The sequence below is a fragment of the Paraburkholderia sp. SEWSISQ10-3 4 genome (assembly GCF_030464785.1).
GTDB classification, from domain to species: Bacteria; Pseudomonadota; Gammaproteobacteria; order Burkholderiales; family Burkholderiaceae; genus Paraburkholderia; species Paraburkholderia aspalathi.
This window is the reverse complement of record NZ_JALPRI010000002.1, coordinates 403,597-425,529: the sequence shown is the minus strand read 5'-3', so window position 1 is coordinate 425,529 and position 21,933 is coordinate 403,597. Positions and strand designations below refer to the sequence as shown.

Sequence of the window (21,933 nt, the reverse complement as noted above, 5' to 3'; positions counted from 1 at the left end):
GTTGCCGAAGCCGTTGAATGCATTCTTGTTCAGGTCGATACGGGCAAGAAGTAGGGAGAGCCGTCCAAAGACATGGGTAAAGACCCTCCAGTTGCGCCGCGCTTATACGGAGGGGTGATGCACGTGCTCTTCGTCCGGCAGCGTCAGCACGCCCATGTCGATCGCGATGCGCACCAGACCTGTCACGTTCGTGATGCCCAGCTTGCGCATCAGATTCGCGCGATGCTTTTCGATCGTTTTCGGGCTGAGCTTCAGGTGCTCGCCGACCTGCCGATTGGTGTGTCCCTCGACAACGAGCCGCAGCACCGACCGCTCGCGGCCGGTCAACGCATCCCAGAGGTGCGCTTTTTGCCGGGTAGCCGAAGCGAAGTCCGGTGCACCGGCACAGCGACCGCAAACGTCGAGACTCGTGTTGCGCTTGCCCTGCATGACAAGCCGCATCTCGCCGACGAGGTCTTCGAATGACGCATCCTTGATCACATATCCGTCGGCACCCGCGGCGAACGACTCTCGCACATGTTCTTCGCTGCGGTGAACGGTGAGGACGATAATGCGGATCTGCGGCGCGCGGCGCTTGATTGCGGCGATCGCCTCGAAACCGCTGCCGCCCGGCATCGACAGGTCCATCAGGATCAGATCGGGCATCGTAGCAATCGCAAGACGGTATGCCTCGAGTCCGTCGCTCGCCTCGCCGACGATGCTGTAGTCGCATAGTTCGGACACCATGCGACAAAGGCCGCTGCGCAAGAGATGCTGATCCTCCGCAATCAGCACACGGTGCTGTTTTGCCAATTTCGTCGCTCCTGTCTGCACCGTGCGCCGCTAGTTGGACGCGACAGCGTCATGGTAGGCGCTCAGCAGTTCCGCCGGCGTCGCGAAGCCGTCAATACGCAGCCACGGCTTTCCAGGCGCCGCCCGCACAAATGCAACCGGCGTGTGATTCATCTTGTCACCCCGATAGACGTTGAAGGCGCGCTGCGTCGCAATGCTGGCCTCGACCGTGCCGGTGTAGTGCTGCCACTCGGGGCCAGCGTCGAATCGGGCTCCATACGTTCTAAGTCGTGCCGGCGTGTCCTGCTCAGGATCGATCGAGATCGACACGATGTGCACCTTGTCCCGGTCGCTGCCCAACTCGCTTTGCAACTTCTCGAGCGTCTGGCTGACCATCGGGCAAATAGTGGTGCACGTGGTGTAGATGAAAGTCAGGATCACCGGCCGGCCGTCATTCAATTCATCGATCAACGAGACCGTCTTGCCGTCGTCCCTGACCAGTTTCACCGGCGGCAGCGTGTAGTCGACTGTGGAGCGCATCGTCCCCGACATCATGTGATGATGCATATGCGCGTCGGCGCCATCGGCAGCGTCTGCGGCAGACGCGCACCATGCCGCGGGACCTGCCAGTCCGGCGCCGGCTAGCAGGACCGCGCCGATCAGGACTACGTTGGTCGTTCTCATCGCTGGCTCCAGAAGTATCATGAGCACGGCGTCGATACCCGCGTGAGCGCATGAAAGGCGCGCCACCGTGCATGTTCAGTCTCATGAATTTGCGCGCAAGCGTCATTGGATGAGAGCCCCCAAAGCACGGTAGGGCATGTCCGCCTGCGGGAAAACCCGCCTCGTTCAGCCGGGGTGTCCCCACATCGCGACTCAGTACTTGCCCGGTTGCAGCGAGCGTCAATCGAGGCCTACAATCACTTATAGCCTTAAGGTTTCCTTAAGAAAACGCATCGGGAGCTCCAATGGATGCAAACGAGCCCACGGGATTGCAGATAAAGCTGGCCGACCTGATCGAGGCCATGCGCAAGCTTTGCATCGCGGCCCGGACCCACGAGCCAGGTACCGCCAGCGTCACCGATGCGCGCGGCGCGGCACTTGCCCTTCTCACATCGGATGGAACATTCCTGTCGGCAAACCGCACTGCGGCTGCCCTCCTCGGCTACTCGAATGCCGACCTGGTCGGCAAGCAACTCGCCGACATGGCGCCGGCCAGCTCTTGCGCGCCGCTCGCAAGCGAATTGTCCGTGAGCGCTCATCGAGAATTTCACTCCTTTCCTACGGTACTCGGCGGCCGTACCGGCCAGCCGATCCAGCTCATGCTGCACCAGCAGTCGGTCCCCACCGGCCAGACCGGGTGCAGTGCGTTGCTGACGCTTTTTGAGGAGCCACTGGTTTCCGGACCCGAGCTTGCGAATGCCACGCGTTTGCCCGATGCGAGTGCGCGGGACCACCTGACGTATTTAACTATGGGTCAACAGAAAGAACGTCAACGCCTTGCAGCGGAACTGCACGACGGCCTCGGGCAAGCATTGACGCTCGTCAAGCTGATGGCTGAGGATGCGTTGATGCGGATACGCCGCGGGCAGGTCGACGACGCAGCCCAGCTGCTGGATGCAACGGTGCTCAGAATCCGCGAGACGATCGGCGACGTGAGGCAGATATGCGGCGAGCTGCGTCCGCTGATGCTCGATCAGCTCGGCCTGCCCGCCGCCTTGGGTTCACTATGCCGGCGCATCGAGCGCGGCGCCGAAAACGTCTCAGTTGTGTTCAACTGCGATGTCGACGACGAGGACGTGCCGGAGCATCTGAAGGCCGACATGTTCAGACTCGCCCAGGAAGCGTTGAACAACACCGTCAAGCATGCAGCGGCCACGGAAGTCACGCTCGGTTTCCGGCGTATTGCGGGCGGCCTCCTGATGACGATTCAGGACAATGGCATCGGCTACGAAAACCGTTCTCTGTCGACAGAAGACGCCTGTACAACCGGGCTTGGTCTCATCGGCATGCAGCACCGGGTCGAGTCGCACGGCGGCACGTTTTCAATCCAGTCGTTCGGTACGAGCGGAACGCTGGTCTCGGCGGCATGGAACGCCTAGCGCAATTTCCGTTCGCGCTCAACGCCCCGCTCCCAGCCCGTACCTGGGCAACCCCGTGTCTTCAGGCGATTCCGACTGTCGATCCAGATCGGCCGACAATCGGACAGGTGTGTCGTCAATGTTCGGCTCGGAACACTTCTCGGCCAGGGAAGTCAGCAGACCCATGCTGATAGCGACCAGGACCAATTCCGTCAGATTGGCGATATTGAGCTTGTGCATCATGCTGGCCCGATACTTCTCAATCGTCTTTGGACTGAGATTCAAGTACTGCCCTACCTGCCGGTTGGTGCGCCCTTCTGCGATCAGTTTCAGAACGCTGCGCTCCCGCGCCGTCAGAATGTCCCACGCCTTCTTTGGCGCGGGTGCCTCGCGGCCTGTGACGAACGAGTCGACCATGTAGCCATACACGTCGGCGCTCAGATGCTTCTTCCCCTGCATAACCATACGCATCGCGACCAGGAGTTCATCGAACGAGACATCTTTCAGCACGTAGCCTTCGACACCGGCGCGCAGCGCCTCACGCACATACTCTTCGCTCTGGTGAACCGTGAGCACGACGATTCGTACGTTCGGCGATCGGCGTTTGATCGCCGCGCTAGCATCGATTCCGTTCATACCTCGCATCGACAGGTCCATCAGCATCAGATCGGGATTCAGCGTCATCGCCATTTGACAGGCTTCCTTGCCGTCCCTCGCTTCGCCGATGACGTCATAGCCCCCCTGCGCCGAGAGCATCGAGCGCAGCCCGTTCCGTAGCAGATCGTGGTCTTCGGCGATCACGACACGGCAGTTGGTATTCATGTGTTTACCCCTGGCAACCATGAACCGGTCGCGACAATGCAGTACAGCCGTCAAACGGCACCCACCGCATGCCTCGTCTTTTCCTTGCGGCCAATCCTTTCGAATTACTAACTTTATTTTTCACTTGCCGGGCGGCAACGCCGCACGCGTGTCTCCGTTGCAAGGTTCGCGCCATGTCTCTGCAAGCCAGCATTGATCAGCCTGCTAAATTCATACGACGTTTGAAATGGCCGACGATAGCTACGTGTATGTTTCAAATCTGAACTGTTTTTCCCAGGACTGGAGATTAGTAGCAATACCGATAGAGTAGACATTGCGCGACGAATCGGTCAGCGTGACAGGACTTGCCAATTAACAATCAGAATCGGAAATATTTTCCCTCGACGGATACGCCAGGTCATGACGCGTCCGATTACCCACGGTTACCACGCATTACGAATGTAACGGTTTTGTACAGCCCTCCGATGCATCCGTCTTGCGTCTCAAAGTGTAGGGAGGTGCCCCATTGCCGATGCGCATTTCTCCACACCACAATTGAGGTGCGGGAGAACACGACCATGCGCCATTGCCCTTCATCCAGACCGGAAAACGCGATCCTCATCGCATGCGCGGTGCTTGGCATGGCATCACCGGGGGTGGCACGCGCAGAGATTTTTGGAGCGGTGGCGAGTAACGGTGCGATCATCCTGACCAACGTACCTGGCAAAGCAGGGTTGGCCGTCATCGTTGCCGGCGATCCACCTGCCGAACGCGATGCGAAGCGTGCGCAAGCCTCATCGTCCGGGAGCGGCGACGCGTCGCGGTTCGCGGATGTGATCGACGAAGCAAGCCGCACCTTTCGCGTTCAGCCCGAACTCTTGCGCGCAGTGATTGACGTCGAATCGCGATACAACCCGAAAGCGGTTTCAGACAAAGGTGCGCTAGGCCTGATGCAGGTCATGCCGGAGACGGCACGGCGCTTTGCCGGTGGAGACATGCTCAATCCGCGAGACAACGTGCTGACCGGAGCCCGCTATCTACGCTTCCTTCTCGATCTCTTCAAGGACGATGTCGAACTCACCGTGGCCGCGTACAACGCCGGGGAAAATGCTGTGATTCGGGCCGGCTATCGCGTGCCCTCAGTGCGGGAAACGCGCCTTTACGTGCCACGGGTTCTGGAGCGCTATCGACGCATGCTCGCAGCCGGTTAACCGTTGCGCGCTCCGGCGGCAAGCCGGCACCCATATCGATGACATCCGGGCGCGACCAGCCGCCGGCCTCGTCGTACTGTTGCCGAGTCCGGGAACAGATTACGGAAATGCGGGAATGGTCGGCTCCGTTCCCCGGATCTCGGCCTCCGCGTGGTGGAGCTTGATCATCTCCTCAATTTCCTCGACGCGGTCCTTTGGGACGTCGATCATCATCAGCAATTCGCCCCGCTCGATCGCCTCTTCGAACCGTTTCAGCCGCGTATTTGGTACATCGACACCGATCATCGTCGCCGTCCATGCGCCGAACCCGGCGCCCGCGAGCGTGAGCGCAACGACAACGCCACCCGCAATGGTCAGGCCCGCCGGCGGATAAGCCAATGCAACCAGGCCCGTCAACATGCCGGTCGCGCAACCCGCCGCTGTACCTCGTGTCAGTGCGTGAAGCAAGTCGCTGCTCTGCGCAAGCGTGGCCTCCGGCAAATCGTCGAGCCGTACGCTATGGTTGGCAATCACGTGGATATGCCGCCAATCGACTCGCCTCACCAGAAGCTCGTCAACAATCATCCGCGCACATTGCGTGCTCGGCAGCAAAAAGTATATGCGTCTCATGGCGACCTCGCTGACCGTGGATCGGGGTCCGTCCGGACCCGTGACTACATTCTTGCGCGGAGTGGCAACGAGAAAAAGTAGGAATGCTCGCCGAACGGAATGGGTAGGGACCCGCAGTGCGTATCGCCGCTCGAACCATGCTCCGCCAAGCCGGAGCTTCGGGCGAAGGGTGTGAGCGCTCCGGCATTCATTTACAGCTTGCCGTAGCTATGCAGCCCCGACAGGAACATGTTGACGCCGAGGAACGCGAAGGTCGTCACCAGCAGGCCGGTTAGCGCCCACCATGCCGCCACTGCGCCGCGCAGGCCCTTCATCAGGCGCATATGCAGCCAGGCCGCGTAGTTCAGCCACACAATCAGCGCCCACGTTTCCTTCGGGTCCCAGCTCCAGTAACCGCCCCATGCTTCCGCAGCCCACAGCGCGCCGAGAATCGTCGCGATCGTGAAGAACGCGAAGCCGACGGCGATCGACTTGTACATCAGGTCGTCGAGCACATCGAGCGGCGGCAGGCGGTCGGCCAGCACGCCGCGTTCTTTCGCCAGATATGCGACGCCGACCATGGCCGACAGCGCGAAGCTGCCATAGCCGATGAAGTTAGCCGGCACGTGGATCTTCATCCACCAGCTCTGCAGCGCCGGCACGAGCGGCTGGATCTGCTGGGCGTCGCGCGCGACCGAGTACCACATCAGGAAACCGACCGCCGCACTGATCACCAGCAGCACGAATGCGCCGAGCGCACGCGTGTTGTAGTGCTGCTCGTAGTACAGATAGAACAGCGCCGTGATCAGGCTGAACAGCACGAACACTTCGTACAGGTTCGAGATTGGAATATGGCCGACGTCCGCGCCAATCAGGTACGACTCGTACCAGCGCACCATCAGACCGACGAAGCCCATCACCACCGCAGCCCACGTCATTTTCGAACCGATCGCGGCGCCGGTCGGGGAACGCGACAGCAGGCCGATCCAGTAGAAGACGGTGGCGAAGACGAAGAGCGCGCTCATCCACAGAATCGCGGACTGGCTCGACAGGAAATATTTGAGGAAGAACGCGTTATCCGCGCGCGTCAGATCGCCGTGGTAGATCTGGATCGCCAGCAGCGACAGCGCGGCGATGCCCACCATCAGCGGACGCACCGGCTTCCAGCGCCAGCCGAGTACGACGAACACCGGCACCGCCAGGCACAGCACCAGTTTGTCGTAGTAGTTCATGAACGGGTGATAGCGCGACAGCGCAAACCCCGCGCCCGCGACCATCACGACGGCGAACAGCCAGTCGACGACGCCGAGCCGTTTCAGAAACGGCCGCTCGTCGAGCGGAGCCACCGTTTGAGCCGCGGTCTTTGAGACATCCCACTTAAGCACGGGCACCGGGTCCGGCGCAGCGGCGTCAAGAGACGATTGGGTCAGGTTCATGGTGCTCTCCGTTGTGCCGATCGCGTCGACATGATGCCGTCGGCACACAATTGACTGCTTTCCAGACGCGCTTCGTTCGACGGCCGGGCCGCAAGGCATGCTCAACCGGTGGTGGTCCCCGTCGCGCAAACGCGCCGCCAGACGTGACCGGAAGACCCCTTGCGACCTTGAGCGCCCGCTTTCCGATTCGCTCCGTAAGTTTCCACTGCAGATTGAAAAAAAAGCGCCCGCCGGGGGGAGACGGAGCGCAAACTATTCGCCACATCGCCGCCGATGCCCCCACCCGGGGCGATCTCAACAACGACGCAGGCGTTCTTGCCGGTGCCGCTGCCGTGCAACGGTGCATCCGCGTTGCACAGACCAGACGGACGGCCTGGACTCTGAATCGCCACGTCCACGGGCGCAGCGACACGTAAGTCAACTTGTTCATTGATCGGCCGGCGGGCTGGCCGCTGCCTCGGTTTCTGGCGGAAACGCTTCCACGAAGGCAGCTACTGCGCGCATATCCTGCTCCGACATATTGCCGCAGACCGCCTTCATGACCTCACCGCGAGGTCTTTGATCGACGTGGCTCTGGAAAACCAATAGCTGCTTGACGATGTAGTCCGCATGTTGACCGGCGAGCCGCGGAAACTGATTCATTCCCTCGCCATGCTGGCCGTGACACGAAACGCATGCCGCGACGCCCTTGTCCGGCAACCCGGACACAAAAATCGCTTTCCCTTCGCCAATCAGCGATTGGTCTCCGGATTCACCCAGAGCCGCCTTCTGACTGGAAAAATACGCGGCAAGTTCGTCGATTTGCGCCTCGCTCAAGTGCGTAAAACCCCACATAAACCTCTTGGCGTTCGGGTCCGATCGGGCATGCGTCTTGAAGTCCGTCAATTGATCGACAATGTATTCCTTTCGTTGCCCCGCCAGCTTGGGAAAAGCCGGCGACACCGAGACGCCGTTCACACCATGACAGTTCGAACAGACCTGCAGAGCAATGGTTTTTCCGGCGACTGCCGGGTTATCGACCGCCCTTGACCGATCCAATTCGTGACAGCCCGATCCTGCAAGCAGCATCCCAAGGGAGATGATTTGCGCCAACGTTTTCATGTCACGAACCTCCTTACCACCAAATTTCACCAGTACGCGGCCCATAAATAGACAAACAGCGTGTCGTTGTCCGATGCGTTTCGCCCGGTGCCGTCGTAATTGGATCGGGACCCGAGGTATTTGGTGAAATGCGTGTATTGCAGGCCGACCCGAATGTTCTGCACCGGAATCCAGAAGATCTCGGGTATCCATCCCTGCGTGGCGGGAGAAAAGTTCGCGCTGCTGGCGTAAGCCACGCTATCGGTGCTGCCCGTCACATTGAAGAAGGCGAGGCTCACGCCATACTTGGCCTGATAGATGTACGACATTTTCAACAGCATCGATTTGAGATTTGCTGATTGACTGTCGCCTAAAACGAAATTATTCGGATCGCTAATGTTCTCGTGAACGTAGCGGGCCTGCGCGGTAATCGTATGCGGATCGAGCAGGTACTGATACTGCGCATCCACGCCAATATCACGATAGCGGGTTACACCCTGCGTGAATATCGGGAAAGCGTTTGGATCGTTGGGATAGACATCGGCAAGCAACCCGAACGTCCCCACCATGATGTTATGCGCGCCCCATTCGCGAGTCAGCGCAAGGCGCCAATACGGATTGTAGCCTTTCAGATAGGTCTGCGGGTGGGCCAGGTCTCCGGCCTTGCTGCCATGGCTCATAAACGACCAGATTCCGTCGGCTGTGCTGTACGCAGTCAGTTCCGCGTAGATCAACTTGTTCCAGTACAGGTAGCCGCCAATGCCGACGACCTGCTGCGCCAATGCGCCCTCGATGAGCGGCGTAAACTGCGGAGACCCGACCGCGCTTGTCGACGAAGAAAGGTAGGGGTAGCTCCATGCAGGCGCAGTATTGAAGGCGTCCTGCACAGTCGGATTGTTGTGCAACGTTACGCCCAGTATGAAGTCGCTCGCTTCGCCGATGATCCGTTCCACATAACGGACATCGGTGTTGTCGGATGCCCATTTACCGATCCACCTGCCGTCGCCATTCTGGTGATCGTAGTTCGTGTAGGTATATTGAGCGAACGCGCCGATCTTGTCGGTGATCTTCCCCGCGAGGAAAATGCTGGCCGCATCCCATGTCAGATTGCCGTCTTTGGGCGAGATGGGATTGCCGTTAGCGTCGTTGTTGTGCCGGGTTTTGGTCACATCGACTGTTCCCATCACAGCAAGCGGGATGGTGCGTTCGCCGAGCGTATATCCGTTCAACTTGAACATGCGCCCATACGGCGTGAGCTCGGGAAACTGACCGCCTGCGTGGCACGCCACGCAGCTTTGTCCCGTTTGGCGTGCGAATATAGGCAGAGCATGTGCGGTAGAAGCATGGAACAGACAAAGGGCCATCAAGATCGCCGCCCAACCACAGTGAAGCATCCTATAAAATGCAGGAATACTGATAATAGTCTTTGCCATGGCTATCTCTCCCTGCGCCGTGCTTCACACAGTTACCAACGGCGGCAAAAGTCACTGACTTCGTTACTACGTTGCGCCCGACTGCAACTAGCGAAGTGAGAAAGAGGTGTTGCGACTACAGTGATCCATTCCGATGAGGCATTTGTACTCTTCGCCACGTTTTCATTGTGCAAATGGGCGACGAGAAACGACATGGGTCAACGTCCTATTCTTGCGGTAGGGGAGACGCCCGGCCGCGCAGGCGATAGCGTCTCGTGAGTTCTTGCGCGCCGGTCCACGCCTCGTCTCACGACATCGTCACGGCACCATCCAGGCCCCGTCGGCAACGAGCCTGACTCGGTCGGGCCCGGCAAAGCGGACGATATAGCCGCCCTTCGACGCGAAGCGCTGCCCTGGCGCCAGTGTCAGGCGCGGGTAGTAGCCAGTCAGGATGCGGCGTTCAAGCATGTCCTGAATGCGCTCGATCAGGTAATCCCTCTCGAACGCATCGACCATATGACCAAGCGTCTCCGCCAGTAAACCGCATGCGAGATAGGTGTCCGCCTGGACCTGCGGGGCGACCATCGGGATTTTGCGAATCGAGAACCAACCGAATGCATAGTCGACACGGACACGCCGTCCGTCTGGCAAGTCGAATGGATACGCGAGGCGCGTGACGCCGCGCCAGCTCGCCGACAACGGTGTGCTATCGAGCCCGCCCAGCAGCCCCGACATGAACACGGTGTCCGAAGGCGGTGGCAAATGCCCAAGCGCCTCGACATCGGGCGGACGCAGCCATAGCACCAGCACGTCGGCCCGCGAAATTCCGCGCAGGGAACGCGCAACGCTGTCGCCTGGCGCAAGAGCGCGGCTCGACACCGCGATGCCATGGCCCTTCAATGCCGCGGCAAGCGCCTCTGCACCCCGTTCGCCGCTGTCGCCCGTGCGATAGACCTGCCAGACCTTTGGCTTCGCTTGCATGGGCTTGCCACTGCCTTCGTCGAGAATCCGCCTCGCAAGCAGCGCCGCCTCGAGCAGTACGCCCTTCGAGAAATATACGGAATAGAAATCCTGGTCGGTTTCAACCGGCACTTCCACGTTGGGAAAGAGACACGGCACGGCCTCCTGCTCGCAGAACTCGTGAACCGGCGCCCAGTTCTTGCCGCCGAGTCCCGACAGCACCGCAAACACCGGCTGCTCCGCCAGATAGCGCTTCAACTGTTCATGCCACGTCGACGGCGGTCCGCTCAGCTCCCAAACATGCAACTCCCAGCGACGATTGACCATGAACATCATCTTGCGCGAAGAGCGCAGCGGCGGCGTCGCACCGAGCGGAAATACGTTCTTGTCATCGAAGTACTGTTTGAGCACATCGAGCATGCCGCGTCGCTTCACGGGGTCCGCATCCGGCGTGATGATCGTCGCGAAGTGCAGCACCGTGTCAGTGACACCCGTTGACGCACGTCGATCGAGGTGCTTCAGATAGCCGATCAGCGCTGCCATGTCGGTGTCGTTCAGCGCGTACTGCGGCATCAGATTGCTGAGTGGCTTGCCTTCCGAGTCAAGCCCTTCGCGTATTGCTCTTGCAATCGTCGCATCGGTGTAAGGCTCGCGATTGGTTCGCATGCCGGGAATGTAGGGAATGTCGAGATCGTCGGGACTGTCCGCGCGAGGATGGACCAGATAACGGTCAGTGATCGGCGGGATGTTGTTATTCCCCTCCCTGGATCCGAGGCCACTGCGCCGATGGCAATTCATGCAGGCCGCGGCGGTGCCTCGCAGGTTCACGCCACCGTCGTGCATCGCCTCGAGCTGGTCACCCGAACCCAGCACGCCTTTCTGGAAGATCGCTTCCCCCGTGTTCCCTGACGTAACCTGCGGCGTTGACGGGGCAGCGTTCGCCTTGCCCACCGGCACCGTCAACGCGGCGAACAAGGCACATTGAATGAACACGAGCGCCGCGAGCGATCGTACCCGCGCGATGGCACGTCGGCTGACCCGGGCGCGGTCCATGGCTAGGGGCTCGGCCGGCTCAGGGCGGGCGGCGTCGACGGCGACGGCTCGGCGTTGATCGAGACCGAACTGTGCCAGCCTTGCGAGGCCGGTCTCGCGAACATCCCATCGTCAAGCGGCGGATTGAGCGACACCTTGTCGATCGTCAGCTTGTCGCTCTTGCCGGCCGCCACCACACCGCTTTCGATCGTGAACGGTATCTGCAAACCCTCGACGTTCTTGTAGTCGCTGTACTTCACTTCAACGGTGATCGGCCCGTGAGGGCCCCGCACCGCGCGGTCGTACTTCACGTCAAGAAAGCTCTGTGCGTCGACCCACACATGACGGGTCACACCAGAAGGCAACTTTACGCCGAGGCGGTAAGCCTCGTGTCCGTCGACCTTTTCGACACCTTCAAGCGCAACATCGACACCCTTCGCCTGATGGTCGATCAGCAAGCCATCGATGACCTGCTCGTCGTGCGCCGACCTCAGCTCGTCCATGGTGTACGGCCGCGCTTCCCCACTGCCCGTGGCGCTCGGACTCACTTTCCAGCCCTGTTTGCCGTTGAACATTCTGACAGCCCGCCGGTTGAGCACGGTTATCTCGAAGCGTGTCATGTTTGGTCGTTTTAGCGCGAGGACAAACGGCAATTCCTCCGCGGGTGTATTCGCGCTATCCACGTGCCCGACCCAGACCATCGTCTGGATCTTCCTCCATGCGTCGAGCCCGCCCCTCGCGGCGACGTTCTTCTCGACGATCTGATCCGGGCTCAGATCGTGCTCCGGTATCTGCTCGCTCGCGTACACCGCCGCCGTCAGGCAGCCGATGAGCACCCACAGTGCGATTCGTGCCATGGCAGTGGACCTCGCACGGATGTTGGCTAGTGGCTAGTCGCTTGTGGCTGTTGGCCCGGCACTTTGGCCATGGCCAGTTGCGGTTTCGCGAACAGGGTGTCGTCCGCCGGCGGATTCACCGTGACGTGCTCGATCATCAGCTTGTGCGTCGGCTTGACACCGCTGACTGCGGTTTCCAGCGTGTGCGGAATGACGAGCCCATTTTCTTTCTTGTAATCGCGGTAGAAAATGGCGACGTTGTGCATCCGCCCATCGAGCTTGCGTGGTTCGCCATCGATCTTCAGTTCGAGAAAACTGCTTGCGTCGATCCAGATGCGGCGCGACGTATTGTCTTTCTGCGTCAACTTCAGGACGTACGCGCGATGTCCCTCGACAGATTCCATGCCGAGCGCTTCGACCCGCGAGCCCTTACTCGCATAGTCGATCAGCGGCCCTTCCAGGTCAGCCGATGCCGCTGCCGATTTAGCCTCTGCAGGGGTATACGGTTCGACTTCGTTGCGTCCGAGGAAGGGCCTGACCTTCCAGCCCTGCGCGCCGTCGTATACCTGAAACGCCGTCTGCTCCTTGAAGCGAATCTCGAAGCGGCTCTTGTTCGGCCGCTTCATCGTCATCGTGAACGGCAGCCTGGTGTTCTTCGTGCCACCTGCTTCGATCTGCCCCGACATCGTGATCGTATTGACCGCGTGCCACGCCTGAGGCCCACCGCGTGCCGCGACGTTCCGCTCGACGATCTGCGCCGCACTCAAGTGACTCGCCGCCGCGGCTTGTGCCGTTCCTGCGGTCGAGGCCGCGAATGCAGCCGGGCCGGATGCCAGAACACCGGCCACTGAGGCCGCCGAAATCGCCTTCAAAAGAAATCGAGACATGAGTCACCTCCCCCATTTGTGTTGCAAATCGCCGTGCCGCGATCATTCGACAATCAGTCCGTCGACATGAAGCGAACCGATGAATACGTCGACGCGCTCGCCGGGCTTGATCGGGCAGCCCTTGTTGGAAAACACCATCCAGTACTCCTGCCCGGCTTCGAGCGGACCGGTCTGGCGAAGCTGGCCGATCTTGTCCATGACCGGAATCTCGAGCAGCGCGTGACTGGCTTCGCCGTATAGATAGGCGGTGGCGCTCTTCTCGCCGAGCAGATGTGCCGCCACCGGATCCGTCACGCGATAGCTGAAGCGAATCAGATTGCCCGATGCCGTGCTGCGCACGCTCAGGTTGTCGATGCCCTTCATCATCCCGTAGTAGTTCTTCGCATGCTGCGACATGTTCACCGGCAAATACGGCGAGTGCCTGAGCGTGGGCGCTGCCGGTGGGCTCTGCTGAGCCGAAGCCCCTTGAACCAGGGCCGCGGCCAGACAGACGCTGCTCGCAAACCGCAGCGCCGGCCTCATCACGGAGAAGCAAAGTTTCATTGCTGCGCCCCTCTCACTTGACGACCGGCGGCTGCGTCTGCGCCGGGATCAGCGGTGCCGCCGCTGGCGGTGTCACGGCCGGCTTCGGCGTCAACACCTGGACGAGGCCGAGCAGACTGAGCAGGCCGTCCGACGAGCCGCCCAACGCAAGCGGATCGATCGGGGTGCCGCCGCCGAACAGGCCTGGCTGCACAAACTCGACTGCGCCGATGTCGTATCCGAACCCCTGCGGCCGCGACGTGCCGAAGATGTCATGATTCGGCGCACCGGTCGCCGTGCCGGCATTGATTGCCGGCGAACCGGTATTGATCGAGTAGTTGCCCAGTACTACGTTGTAGCCGGTCATGCCCGACGTGAGCGCTTCGTTGAACAGCGACAACGGACCGTACGACATGTTGATCCACTGATTGCCTTCATCCGGCGTCGCCGACGGCATCAGAGTGAACAGCGGATTCGGAAGAACCGTATCGGCAATGCCTGGAGGCACCGTGATACCGATTCCGCCGGCTTCCGGCGGCACACGCGAACCGTTGCAGTACTGGTGCACCACCGCCGGATTCAGATTGCTGTTGTGCGCCCCCGGGTAGTCAGCGGCGTCAGTCAGAATCGAGTACTGCGGGTGCATCGTCAAAGCCGCTTGACGACTGCTGGCCGAGGTGTCGCCGAACGCGCCAATGTCCCAATAGACTGCGTTCGGATCGCAGAAGCCGGTCGCCTTGCCTGCCTGATTCAACGACGGGTTCAACGTGACCGCGTTCTGCAGGCCCGCGATATTCGGATTCTTTCCTCCCACGGTGATATAGAACGTACGGTTCTGCCAGAACACATTGTTGGTCAGCACCGGGTTCGAGAACGTCGTGCAGTTGGGCAACCCCGCCGGACACGCCACGCCCGGATTGGTGAACGCGACAATGAAATTCTGCGTGTGGCGCGCGGTCTCCAGCCCAGCCGGCTCGAAAGTCGACGTCGTGATCGGCGAGCACGTCGTTTCCGATCCCACCGTCGTGCAGTTCGGCGGCCCGACGTTGGCCTGGGTGGCCGCGGGCGTGTTGAACAGCACGCCTGCGGACGCTGTCGAGTCGTTGGCGACGACCGTGTTGTTGACGAAGTTCACGGCCACCGCATCCTGCAGCGAGACACCGCCTCCCGCCCAACCGGCTACGTTATTCGCGATGATGTTGTTGGTCACCTGAACCGAATACCACGCGCTCGGGTTGCTCGGGCTGCGCTGCACATCGGTACCGTTGACGTTCTGAAGTCGCAGGCCACCGCCCTTGCCGCTTTCCGCCGTGTTGCCGACAATCAGATTGCCGTCGATCACAAGCTTCGGGCCAATGCCGTCTGAAAGCTCAGGCGCGCAATCGGTGTCCACCGTAGCGTTCTCGCAGAACGTGCCGTCAGGCGGTACGCCCTGGGCGATGATGCCGCCACCGTAGGTGGGCAGCGTCGGGTTGTTGCTCTGGTTGAACAACACCCAGTTGTGCGAGATGTCGCCGTTGTAGCTGAACCCGAAGTGCGCGACACCGCCACCGTCGCCGGCACTCATGTTGCCGCAGACCCAGTTGTAGTTGAAGTGATAGTAGTCGGCACCGGTGCAGAAGGTCACGCCGCCCGCCGATGAAGGCGTGGTCGAGTTTATTTCGTCGCCGTACGAAGCATTCGACGTCACCGAGTTGTGGTGAATGTTCACATGCTGGTTGAGCAGGAACGGCAACTGCGTGACGCCGTTCGCAGCGATGGCCGCATCGGCGGTTTCCACCTGGCCTACCGTGATACCGCCTGTGAGCGTCCCTGCGTTGGCGAAGACACGGTTGTTCGAGACCTCCGTGTAATGGTTCCAGCCGTGCAGGAAGATCCCGCCGCCGCCTTGCGAACTGTTGGTGAAGGTCATACCGTCGATACGCGACGGATTGCACAGGAAGTTGCTCGGGTAGTTCGTGCAATCCGGCGGGTTCGGCTGAAGCAGGGTCGGTCCCGTGAGCGGCGTGCAAATGCCGTTCGCCGTGCAGTTCGGGTCGGGTTGCGCCACGCCGCCCACCGTCACGTCCTTTACGCCCTTGGCGAGCACGGTAATGGCCGCACCTTCATACGCGCCCATCAGCGTCGGCTCGATCAGCAGTTCAGCCAGGTTTCCGTTGAGGTTGAAATCCCATCCCGAGGCGGGTTCGAGCGGTATGGCATCCACCTTGCGCTGCATCGCGGTCGAACAGGAATACGTGCCGGTCGGATCGTACGGATTGCTCGACGAAATCAGGCCGCCGTTCAATGCATCGCCGAAGAGACAGCCAACCTGTCTGCGCCACGGGTCCATCTTGCCCGACGGGTGGGTGTTCGCGTTGACGGTCACCGCGGTCGCGCCGACACCTTGCAAGCGGACCGGCTTCCACATCAGCAGCATTTCGTTATAGACGCCCGGACCGACGACGATCATGTCGCCCGGGGCCGCCTTGTCGATCGCGGTCTGAATCGCGTTGCTCGTCGCGTTCTCGCCACTCACATAGGTTGGCGTCTTGCCGCCGATCGTGACCGTGACCGTGTCGATCGAGCGCTTGCCGTTGCCTGCCGTGATGACGAGTTCACCGCAGAACGTGGGGTTCAGCACGCCGCGCTGCTGGATCGTGCAACTCGACTGCGTCGGCAGCAGGATCGGCACCAGCACCTTGATCTGCGTATCGCTCCATGACTGCACGATTGCATTCACGCCGCCGATCGTCACCGATCCCGTTCCCTTTTGTGCCCCGAAGCCATAGTGCCGCGTGAGGAACTTCTGGTTGAACGGTGCGGTGGTCGCGGCCGGGCCCGTGTAGGCATGGTTCGGCACCTGCGCGTTGCCCTGCGCGTTGATGGTCAGCGTGTGCAGTGGAGCGCTGACCCACGGTCCGGAGCCGCCGCTGATCGGGTCGCCCGTTACGCTGGAGATCGCCGGCGTGGCATCCGGGTACGCGCAGTCCGGCTGGTTGTAGCCATCCGCGAAGGCCGAGACCGGCACCACTGGCGTATCCATGTACTGGGTCTGTCCAGGCATGAACGGAATCTCGTAACAGAACTGGCTGTATGCCGGGTTGAACAGAGGATCGCGAATCGTCTGGCCGGGATGCGCCGGATCGGGCATATCAGGATCGTTCATGCAGGCGACCATCATCGTCGGTGCATAGCCGGTCGGGTTCGGCGGATTGACCTGCCAGGTCGAATAGTTCAAGCCGTTGAAGATGCCCCATTGATCCGTATAGGTGCGAGCGACTTCGTTGCCGCCAAAATCCTTCATCGAGATCGGCACGTTCGGCACCGCGAACTTTTCGCCGAATTGCGGCGAATACGGATCGAACTCCGAAGAGAAGTCATCCAGCATGAAGCCGGTGTAGTGCGCGGCGACGTGCGTCGAACTGAAGATCCAGAACTTCGCCAGCGCCGTCATCTGGTTGGACACCGTCACTTCCTTGCGGTCGCACAGGTTCCGCGAGGCGCCCGCGAAAGGCGCGACTTCCTGTGAGCCCGGGAACAGGCTGATGAAGTCGGGCACGATGCGCAATTCACCGACACAAGGCCAGAACGATTCAATGCTGCCCGTGTCGCCCTCATTCCGGGGAAAGGTGTTGGAGCCGAGATTCCCGGTCGGATTCTGCCCGTTGTTGCGGTTATAGGTGGAGTTCACCGCGGCCTGGTCGGGCAGGATGAAGATGTTGCCCAGACCAGCAAACTGCTGTGTCACCGGTGCAATGTAGTTGTCGCCGATGAGAATATTCTTGTCTTCCTCCTTCACCAGTTCGTAGCCCGGCGGCACGATCACTTCGACCACATACTTGCCGGCCGGCAGCATCTGCGTACCGTCGCCCGAAGGATTGGCCACACAGACCGTGCAGTTCGTCGCGGTCGGCTTGCCGGTCGTCGTATTCCGGCCAGTCACGCTGGGGAATTTGTACATGCCGTCGTACGGCGCGGGCTGCAGCTGGTTGAACGCGTGCATGCCGTCGTAGCACTTGAACTGCGAATGCGCCGGCAACGCACGATGCTGCGCGTCGAGCCACTGGGTGGTGTCCTTCAACGTGAAGAAGAACGGGTCGGTGGTCTCCTGTCCCGGACAGTTCATGTTCGGCACGCCGTCGGTGCGGAAGCCCTGCGCCCAGTCATCCCAGCTGGCGGTCTTCGTCGTGTCGACCAGCGTCAGGCTGGTGGTGCCGTCCGCCGCAATGCCCTCCTGATACAGGTTCACCGTGACGTTCGGCACGTCTGGCGTCCAGCTCGTGTGGATCAGGAGCGATGGATCGTCGAACGGCCGCGTCGATGCATAGATGACTTCGCCCCGGATGCCGCCGTTTTCAGTCGCGCCAAACTGCGCCTTGCCAAACTCGATGAAGGAACTCTGCCCGGAGAAGCCCTGCCAACCCATCGTGGTTACCCATGGCGGATCGACTCTGCCGGTCGAAGGAGTCGTACCCGAGCGGTCCTTGCAGTCCGCATCGTTGCAATACACCGCTCCCGGCACCCGCAGATTCGTCGGCAGGTGCGAGGTCGCTGATTCCAGCGTGTTGGCGTAATTGGCAGCGATGGCCGAGGTGCCGCCGCCGGGTGTGCCGTCGGGCGGGCCGCCCGCGTCGTACACCACATGCACGCCAGTCTGCTTGAAGCGCGTTTCGTCGGTGTCGACGACGTACCAGTTGAACAACGGAAACACTTCGTTAAACGACGCATAGCCGTTCATGTCCGTGTTGTTGAAGTTCGAATAGCTGCCGTCGCGGAAGCGGATATTGGTCGGTACCAGCGCGAGCCCCGGATCGCTCGCCTGCGAGACACCCGAGCCGTTCAGGTCCATGAAGGTCCGGGTATAGAGATTCGTGTGCCATTGGAGCACCGAAATATCCCCGACATCCGTGGTCTGGCCGCCCGCCAGTTGCACCGCCGTTGCGAGCCCGTCGACGATCTGATCGTTCCATTGATCGAAGATCGTGATTCTGAACGTGCCTGCGGGCAAGCCGCTAAAACTGAACGTCCCGTCGGCGTTGCACTTGGTGAACGCAACATCCTCGCCGTCCGGATCGCCGACGCTGATATAGCATTGCGTGAAACTCAGCGAGGTGCGCGAGCCGGCGCCATACAGATTCTCGTTTGGCGGACGGCTGTAGTGCAGGTTCGTTACCCTGCCTTTGAGCCCGTTGTTGCATGTCGCGCCCGCGCACAGAATCGGCAGACGGGCATTGATAATTTTCGGGTTGGCAAAACCAACCGCCACGTGAAAGCCTGCGGGCCCAAACTCCTGGAAGTAAGCCGGCCCACCCACCTTGATGAACGCGTCGTGTGCCTTCTGTCCGTCCAGCGTGTTCGTCTGCAGCCATTCCTCGCCCCTGCCGATCCGGTCGGCTGCCGGCGTCGCGACGACGCCGTACCGGCCGGGCATCAGGTTGGCAATGATGGCCTGGCCGACGAGCGGCGAAATCGTCTTGCCATCCGATTCGAATTTCGGACACGTCGGGACCATGCCGACGAGACCGTCGGTCGACGTCGAAATCGGGCAGGCATTGAGCCCCGAGATCGGATCGATGGTCCCCTGCAAGGAATTGGACAGCGGCATGTTGAACATGTCGTAGGTCATCTGTCCGGTCGCGTCACCAGTGCCGCCCGCGTCGTCGAAGAGCTTGATTTCGAATCCGCCGAGTCCTGGTTCGCGCGCCGTGCCGAACGTGTCGGTGCCGCCGCTGACGTCCACTTCGCCATTCAGCGGAGCGTCGTCTTCGAAAACGAACACCGAGACCTTCGCGGTCGCCAGCGGCGTCTCCTGCAGCAGCACGTTGACGGTGGTCTGTCCGGGTGCGATCGGAGCGCCGCCCATGGTGTGGCCGCACTTACCCGTGCCCGGCGCAAAATCCGCGCCGCCGGGACCCGACGGGCAGTCCTTGGAAATATCGAACTGTCTTTGCGGCCCGCTCGGGTTCGCCGGATTGACCGGTTGCGGCGTGCCTGCACCATTCCCAAAGCTGTTACCGGCGTCCCCTGGCAAGATCGAGATGTAATAGTGCTTGGTCGGATCGAGCGACACCTGCGCCGGATTGACCGGCACCTGTTGCGCAGCCGTCGTACGGCACACGCCGTTGCCGATATCGCACACGGCCGGCAAGTGCGAGTTGCTCGCCGGGTCGTACACGGTTTGCCCCGACTCGCAGGCGACCTTGCCGACACAGCCTGCTGCCACCACCGGCATGTAGCTGGTGTGGAAATTGGCGCCCAGGCTGGGAACCGGCAGCGGCGGGCAGCTAGCCGGGCGCGTTGTCGCGGTCGTCTGGCATGCGGGATCGATCTGGAACGTACGGTCTTCCTCGATGATCCAGCGGTAGTCGGCAAGCTGAACCGCGGTCTTGCCCGGCGCCATGCTCGGCGCGTCAAGCGGCTTGACGATAAGTCCGCTGCCGCCCTTGAACGTCACCGTCACGGTCGCGGCGGTGCTCGACGTGTTCTGCGAATTCTTTGCCGTGTATTTGAACGTCATGGTGGCAGTCGCACTGCTGCCGACCGGCGGCGTCGTCGGAATCGCGGTGAACGATCCGTCCGGATTCAGCGTGACGGTCCCGCCTGTCACTGCCCCCGAAATCGCTGCGGTGAGCGGCAGCCCCTTCGGATCCGAGGCATTGGCCAGCACGCCGGGCGCGCCGATCTGCAGCCGCGACGCGATGTTGCTGACGTAAGCGCCATTGCTGGCCACCGGCGGGCCGGACAGACAGCCATTGCCGGCGCTGCAGGCCGACAGCGTGACCGTCGCCGATACCGCGGGATTGCCGTTGGCCTGATACACAAAGCTGTCAGCTGTCGTACCGGCATTCGGCACATAGACGAACGTGCCGTCCGGGTTCAGCGTCAGCGCGCCGCCGGTGGTCGTTGTCTTGACCTCCACGCCGTAAACATTCACGTCCTTGGCTTTCACGCCCTTGGCCGGGTCCGACACGGTCAGCGTGGTGCCAGGGACAAAGAAGTAGGTGGAGGAATTGGCAATCGCATTCTGATTCGCCGCACCCGACGTCGGCAGCGCGCCGCCATTGACGGCGATGTAGGCCTGCATCCCGCCGTCACGCTGATTGTTGGTGGACAGGCTCAGTTCGCGGTCAAACACCGGAAGCGCCGTTGCGCCTGTGGCCGGTGCGTTCATCATCACGTCGTAGGTCTTGCCGGCCGCCAGAAACACTTCAGACTGGACTCGCGGATTGCCGGGCAACACATTGCCGTCCTCGGCGATCAGCGAGAAACCGGAAGCGACAGGATTGCCGGTTTGTGCACCGACTACCGACGGAACGTGCATCCGCAAACCTGCATTCACGAAACGCATGAGCACCTGGCCCGTAGCAACGGGCGCGGTAGCGGCAAACGATGAGCCGCCGGGATTGGTCCGGTCGAAGGCGACGCCGTTGATCAGGTAGTAGCGCGGATCGTAGTTCACGGTCGGCGGATAGCAGGTGCCGAACGCCGTCGACTTCGAATCGCCGCAGCCGCCGGGCTGACCCGACCACGCCAGGGTTTCGCTGAAGCCCGCCGTCGTCACCGCCGCTGCGACGGCTGTGTTTTGCACGGGATCGATTTCGCTCAGCACGAGCGGTACGTCGGCGTCATAGCAGATAGCCGGATTCGTATAAGCCTGATACCGCTGCGACGCTACCGGACAGCTTACGGTGCCGCCGACCGGCGCTTTCACCACCAGCACGCCGTATAGCCCCATCGGCCCCTGGATTGACGGATGCGTTCCCGACTCGATCAGATAGGTGCCCGGGTTGAGGTTGCTCCAGGTGAGCGCCGTAGTCTTGCCGGTCGCCACCTCGGTCGCGAACGACTGGACCCGAGGGCCCTGCGCTGGTGGCGTAAAGGTCGCGCCGCTCGCACTGCTGGCAATCGGCCAGGTCGTCGCGGTTTGCGTTGGATGCGGCGGACTCGGCATGTTCGTCGCCGTCGTCCCCAGGCCGCCACCCAACTGTCCAACAACGACGAGCGAGGTCGGCACGGCACCGGGCAAGCTATTGGTGAGATTGACCGTCAGCGGTCCTGGCGGCACGGTAATCACCACAGGCGACCAGTTCGCTCCGGCGCCCGGATTGGCGGCCGCGCAGGTCGCCGGCGCAACCGCAGCCGGCGTACAGGTGTAGCCCCACATCGGCACCGCCTGCCCGTCGGGCAGCGTGGCCGTCGTCGCCTTCGCTGTCAGATTGACGACTTGAGCACAAGATATGCTGCTGGCAGTCAGCAGAATCGACGCCGTGACCCCTGCCTTGAACACGTCGAAGAGGGTCGCCTTAAACTGAGTGGATCTCATCGCGCTTCTCC

General features: G+C 61.4%; 14 protein-coding genes. 2 read left to right on the top strand and 12 right to left on the bottom strand.

Annotated elements, in window-relative coordinates; genetic code table 11:
- Positions 1–102 precede the first annotated feature (102 nt).
- On the bottom strand, positions 103–792 hold the full coding sequence (locus tag M0D68_RS07655; RefSeq protein ID WP_093633288.1) for a response regulator transcription factor: 690 nt from the start codon (positions 790–792) through the stop codon (positions 103–105).
- 30 nt (positions 793–822) lie between these two features.
- Entirely contained in the window at positions 823–1,455 is a 633-nt protein-coding gene (locus M0D68_RS07650; protein WP_093633289.1) for an SCO family protein, read from the bottom strand.
- 284 nt (positions 1,456–1,739) lie between these two features.
- On the opposite strand from M0D68_RS07650, the gene M0D68_RS07645 reads away from it, so the two are divergent.
- Positions 1,740–2,873, top strand: coding sequence for a histidine kinase (locus M0D68_RS07645; protein ID WP_266224109.1), 1,134 nt, complete (start codon positions 1,740–1,742; stop codon positions 2,871–2,873).
- A gap of 18 nt (positions 2,874–2,891) precedes the next feature.
- On the opposite strand, the gene M0D68_RS07640 is transcribed toward M0D68_RS07645, so the two are convergent.
- Positions 2,892–3,674, bottom strand: coding sequence for a response regulator transcription factor (locus M0D68_RS07640; protein ID WP_200652009.1), 783 nt, complete (start codon positions 3,672–3,674; stop codon positions 2,892–2,894).
- A 620-nt stretch (positions 3,675–4,294) separates the two neighbouring features.
- Here M0D68_RS07640 and M0D68_RS07635 point away from each other — a divergent pair.
- A complete protein-coding gene (locus M0D68_RS07635) occupies positions 4,295–4,864 on the top strand; it encodes a lytic transglycosylase domain-containing protein (protein ID WP_244179261.1) in 570 nt (189 codons plus the stop codon).
- Positions 4,865–4,963: 99 nt separating this feature from the next.
- On the opposite strand, the gene M0D68_RS07630 is transcribed toward M0D68_RS07635, so the two are convergent.
- The 9 genes from M0D68_RS07630 to M0D68_RS07590 all read right to left on the bottom strand — a co-directional run bounded on the left by M0D68_RS07630 (position 4,964) and on the right by M0D68_RS07590 (position 21,922).
- Complete coding sequence (locus M0D68_RS07630) at positions 4,964–5,473, bottom strand: DUF1269 domain-containing protein (protein ID WP_093633293.1); 510 nt, start codon at positions 5,471–5,473, stop codon at positions 4,964–4,966.
- A 191-nt stretch (positions 5,474–5,664) separates the two neighbouring features.
- Positions 5,665–6,888 carry a c-type cytochrome biogenesis protein CcsB gene (ccsB, locus tag M0D68_RS07625; protein WP_093633294.1) on the bottom strand — a complete coding sequence of 408 codons (1,224 nt, stop codon included), beginning with the start codon at positions 6,886–6,888 and terminating at the stop codon, positions 5,665–5,667.
- A 426-nt stretch (positions 6,889–7,314) separates the two neighbouring features.
- A complete protein-coding gene (locus tag M0D68_RS07620; RefSeq protein ID WP_200652011.1) occupies positions 7,315–7,989 on the bottom strand; it encodes a cytochrome c in 675 nt (224 codons plus the stop codon).
- A gap of 26 nt (positions 7,990–8,015) precedes the next feature.
- The gene (locus M0D68_RS07615) at positions 8,016–9,206 is read right to left on the bottom strand and encodes a cytochrome C (RefSeq protein ID WP_234486821.1); all 1,191 of its coding nucleotides are present in this window, start codon (positions 9,204–9,206) and stop codon (positions 8,016–8,018) included.
- Positions 9,207–9,698: 492 nt separating this feature from the next.
- On the bottom strand, positions 9,699–11,393 hold the full coding sequence (locus M0D68_RS07610; RefSeq protein ID WP_266224108.1) for a c-type cytochrome: 1,695 nt from the start codon (positions 11,391–11,393) through the stop codon (positions 9,699–9,701).
- A gap of 2 nt (positions 11,394–11,395) precedes the next feature.
- The gene (locus M0D68_RS07605; RefSeq protein ID WP_266224107.1) at positions 11,396–12,229 is read right to left on the bottom strand and encodes a hypothetical protein; all 834 of its coding nucleotides are present in this window, start codon (positions 12,227–12,229) and stop codon (positions 11,396–11,398) included.
- A gap of 26 nt (positions 12,230–12,255) precedes the next feature.
- Positions 12,256–13,095 carry an outer membrane lipoprotein-sorting protein gene (locus M0D68_RS07600; protein WP_200620120.1) on the bottom strand — a complete coding sequence of 280 codons (840 nt, stop codon included), beginning with the start codon at positions 13,093–13,095 and terminating at the stop codon, positions 12,256–12,258.
- 42 nt (positions 13,096–13,137) lie between these two features.
- On the bottom strand, positions 13,138–13,638 hold the full coding sequence (locus M0D68_RS07595; RefSeq protein WP_234486809.1) for a hypothetical protein: 501 nt from the start codon (positions 13,636–13,638) through the stop codon (positions 13,138–13,140).
- A 13-nt stretch (positions 13,639–13,651) separates the two neighbouring features.
- Complete coding sequence (locus tag M0D68_RS07590) at positions 13,652–21,922, bottom strand: choice-of-anchor Q domain-containing protein (RefSeq protein WP_211701206.1); 8,271 nt, start codon at positions 21,920–21,922, stop codon at positions 13,652–13,654.
- Positions 21,923–21,933: the final 11 nt, after the last annotated feature.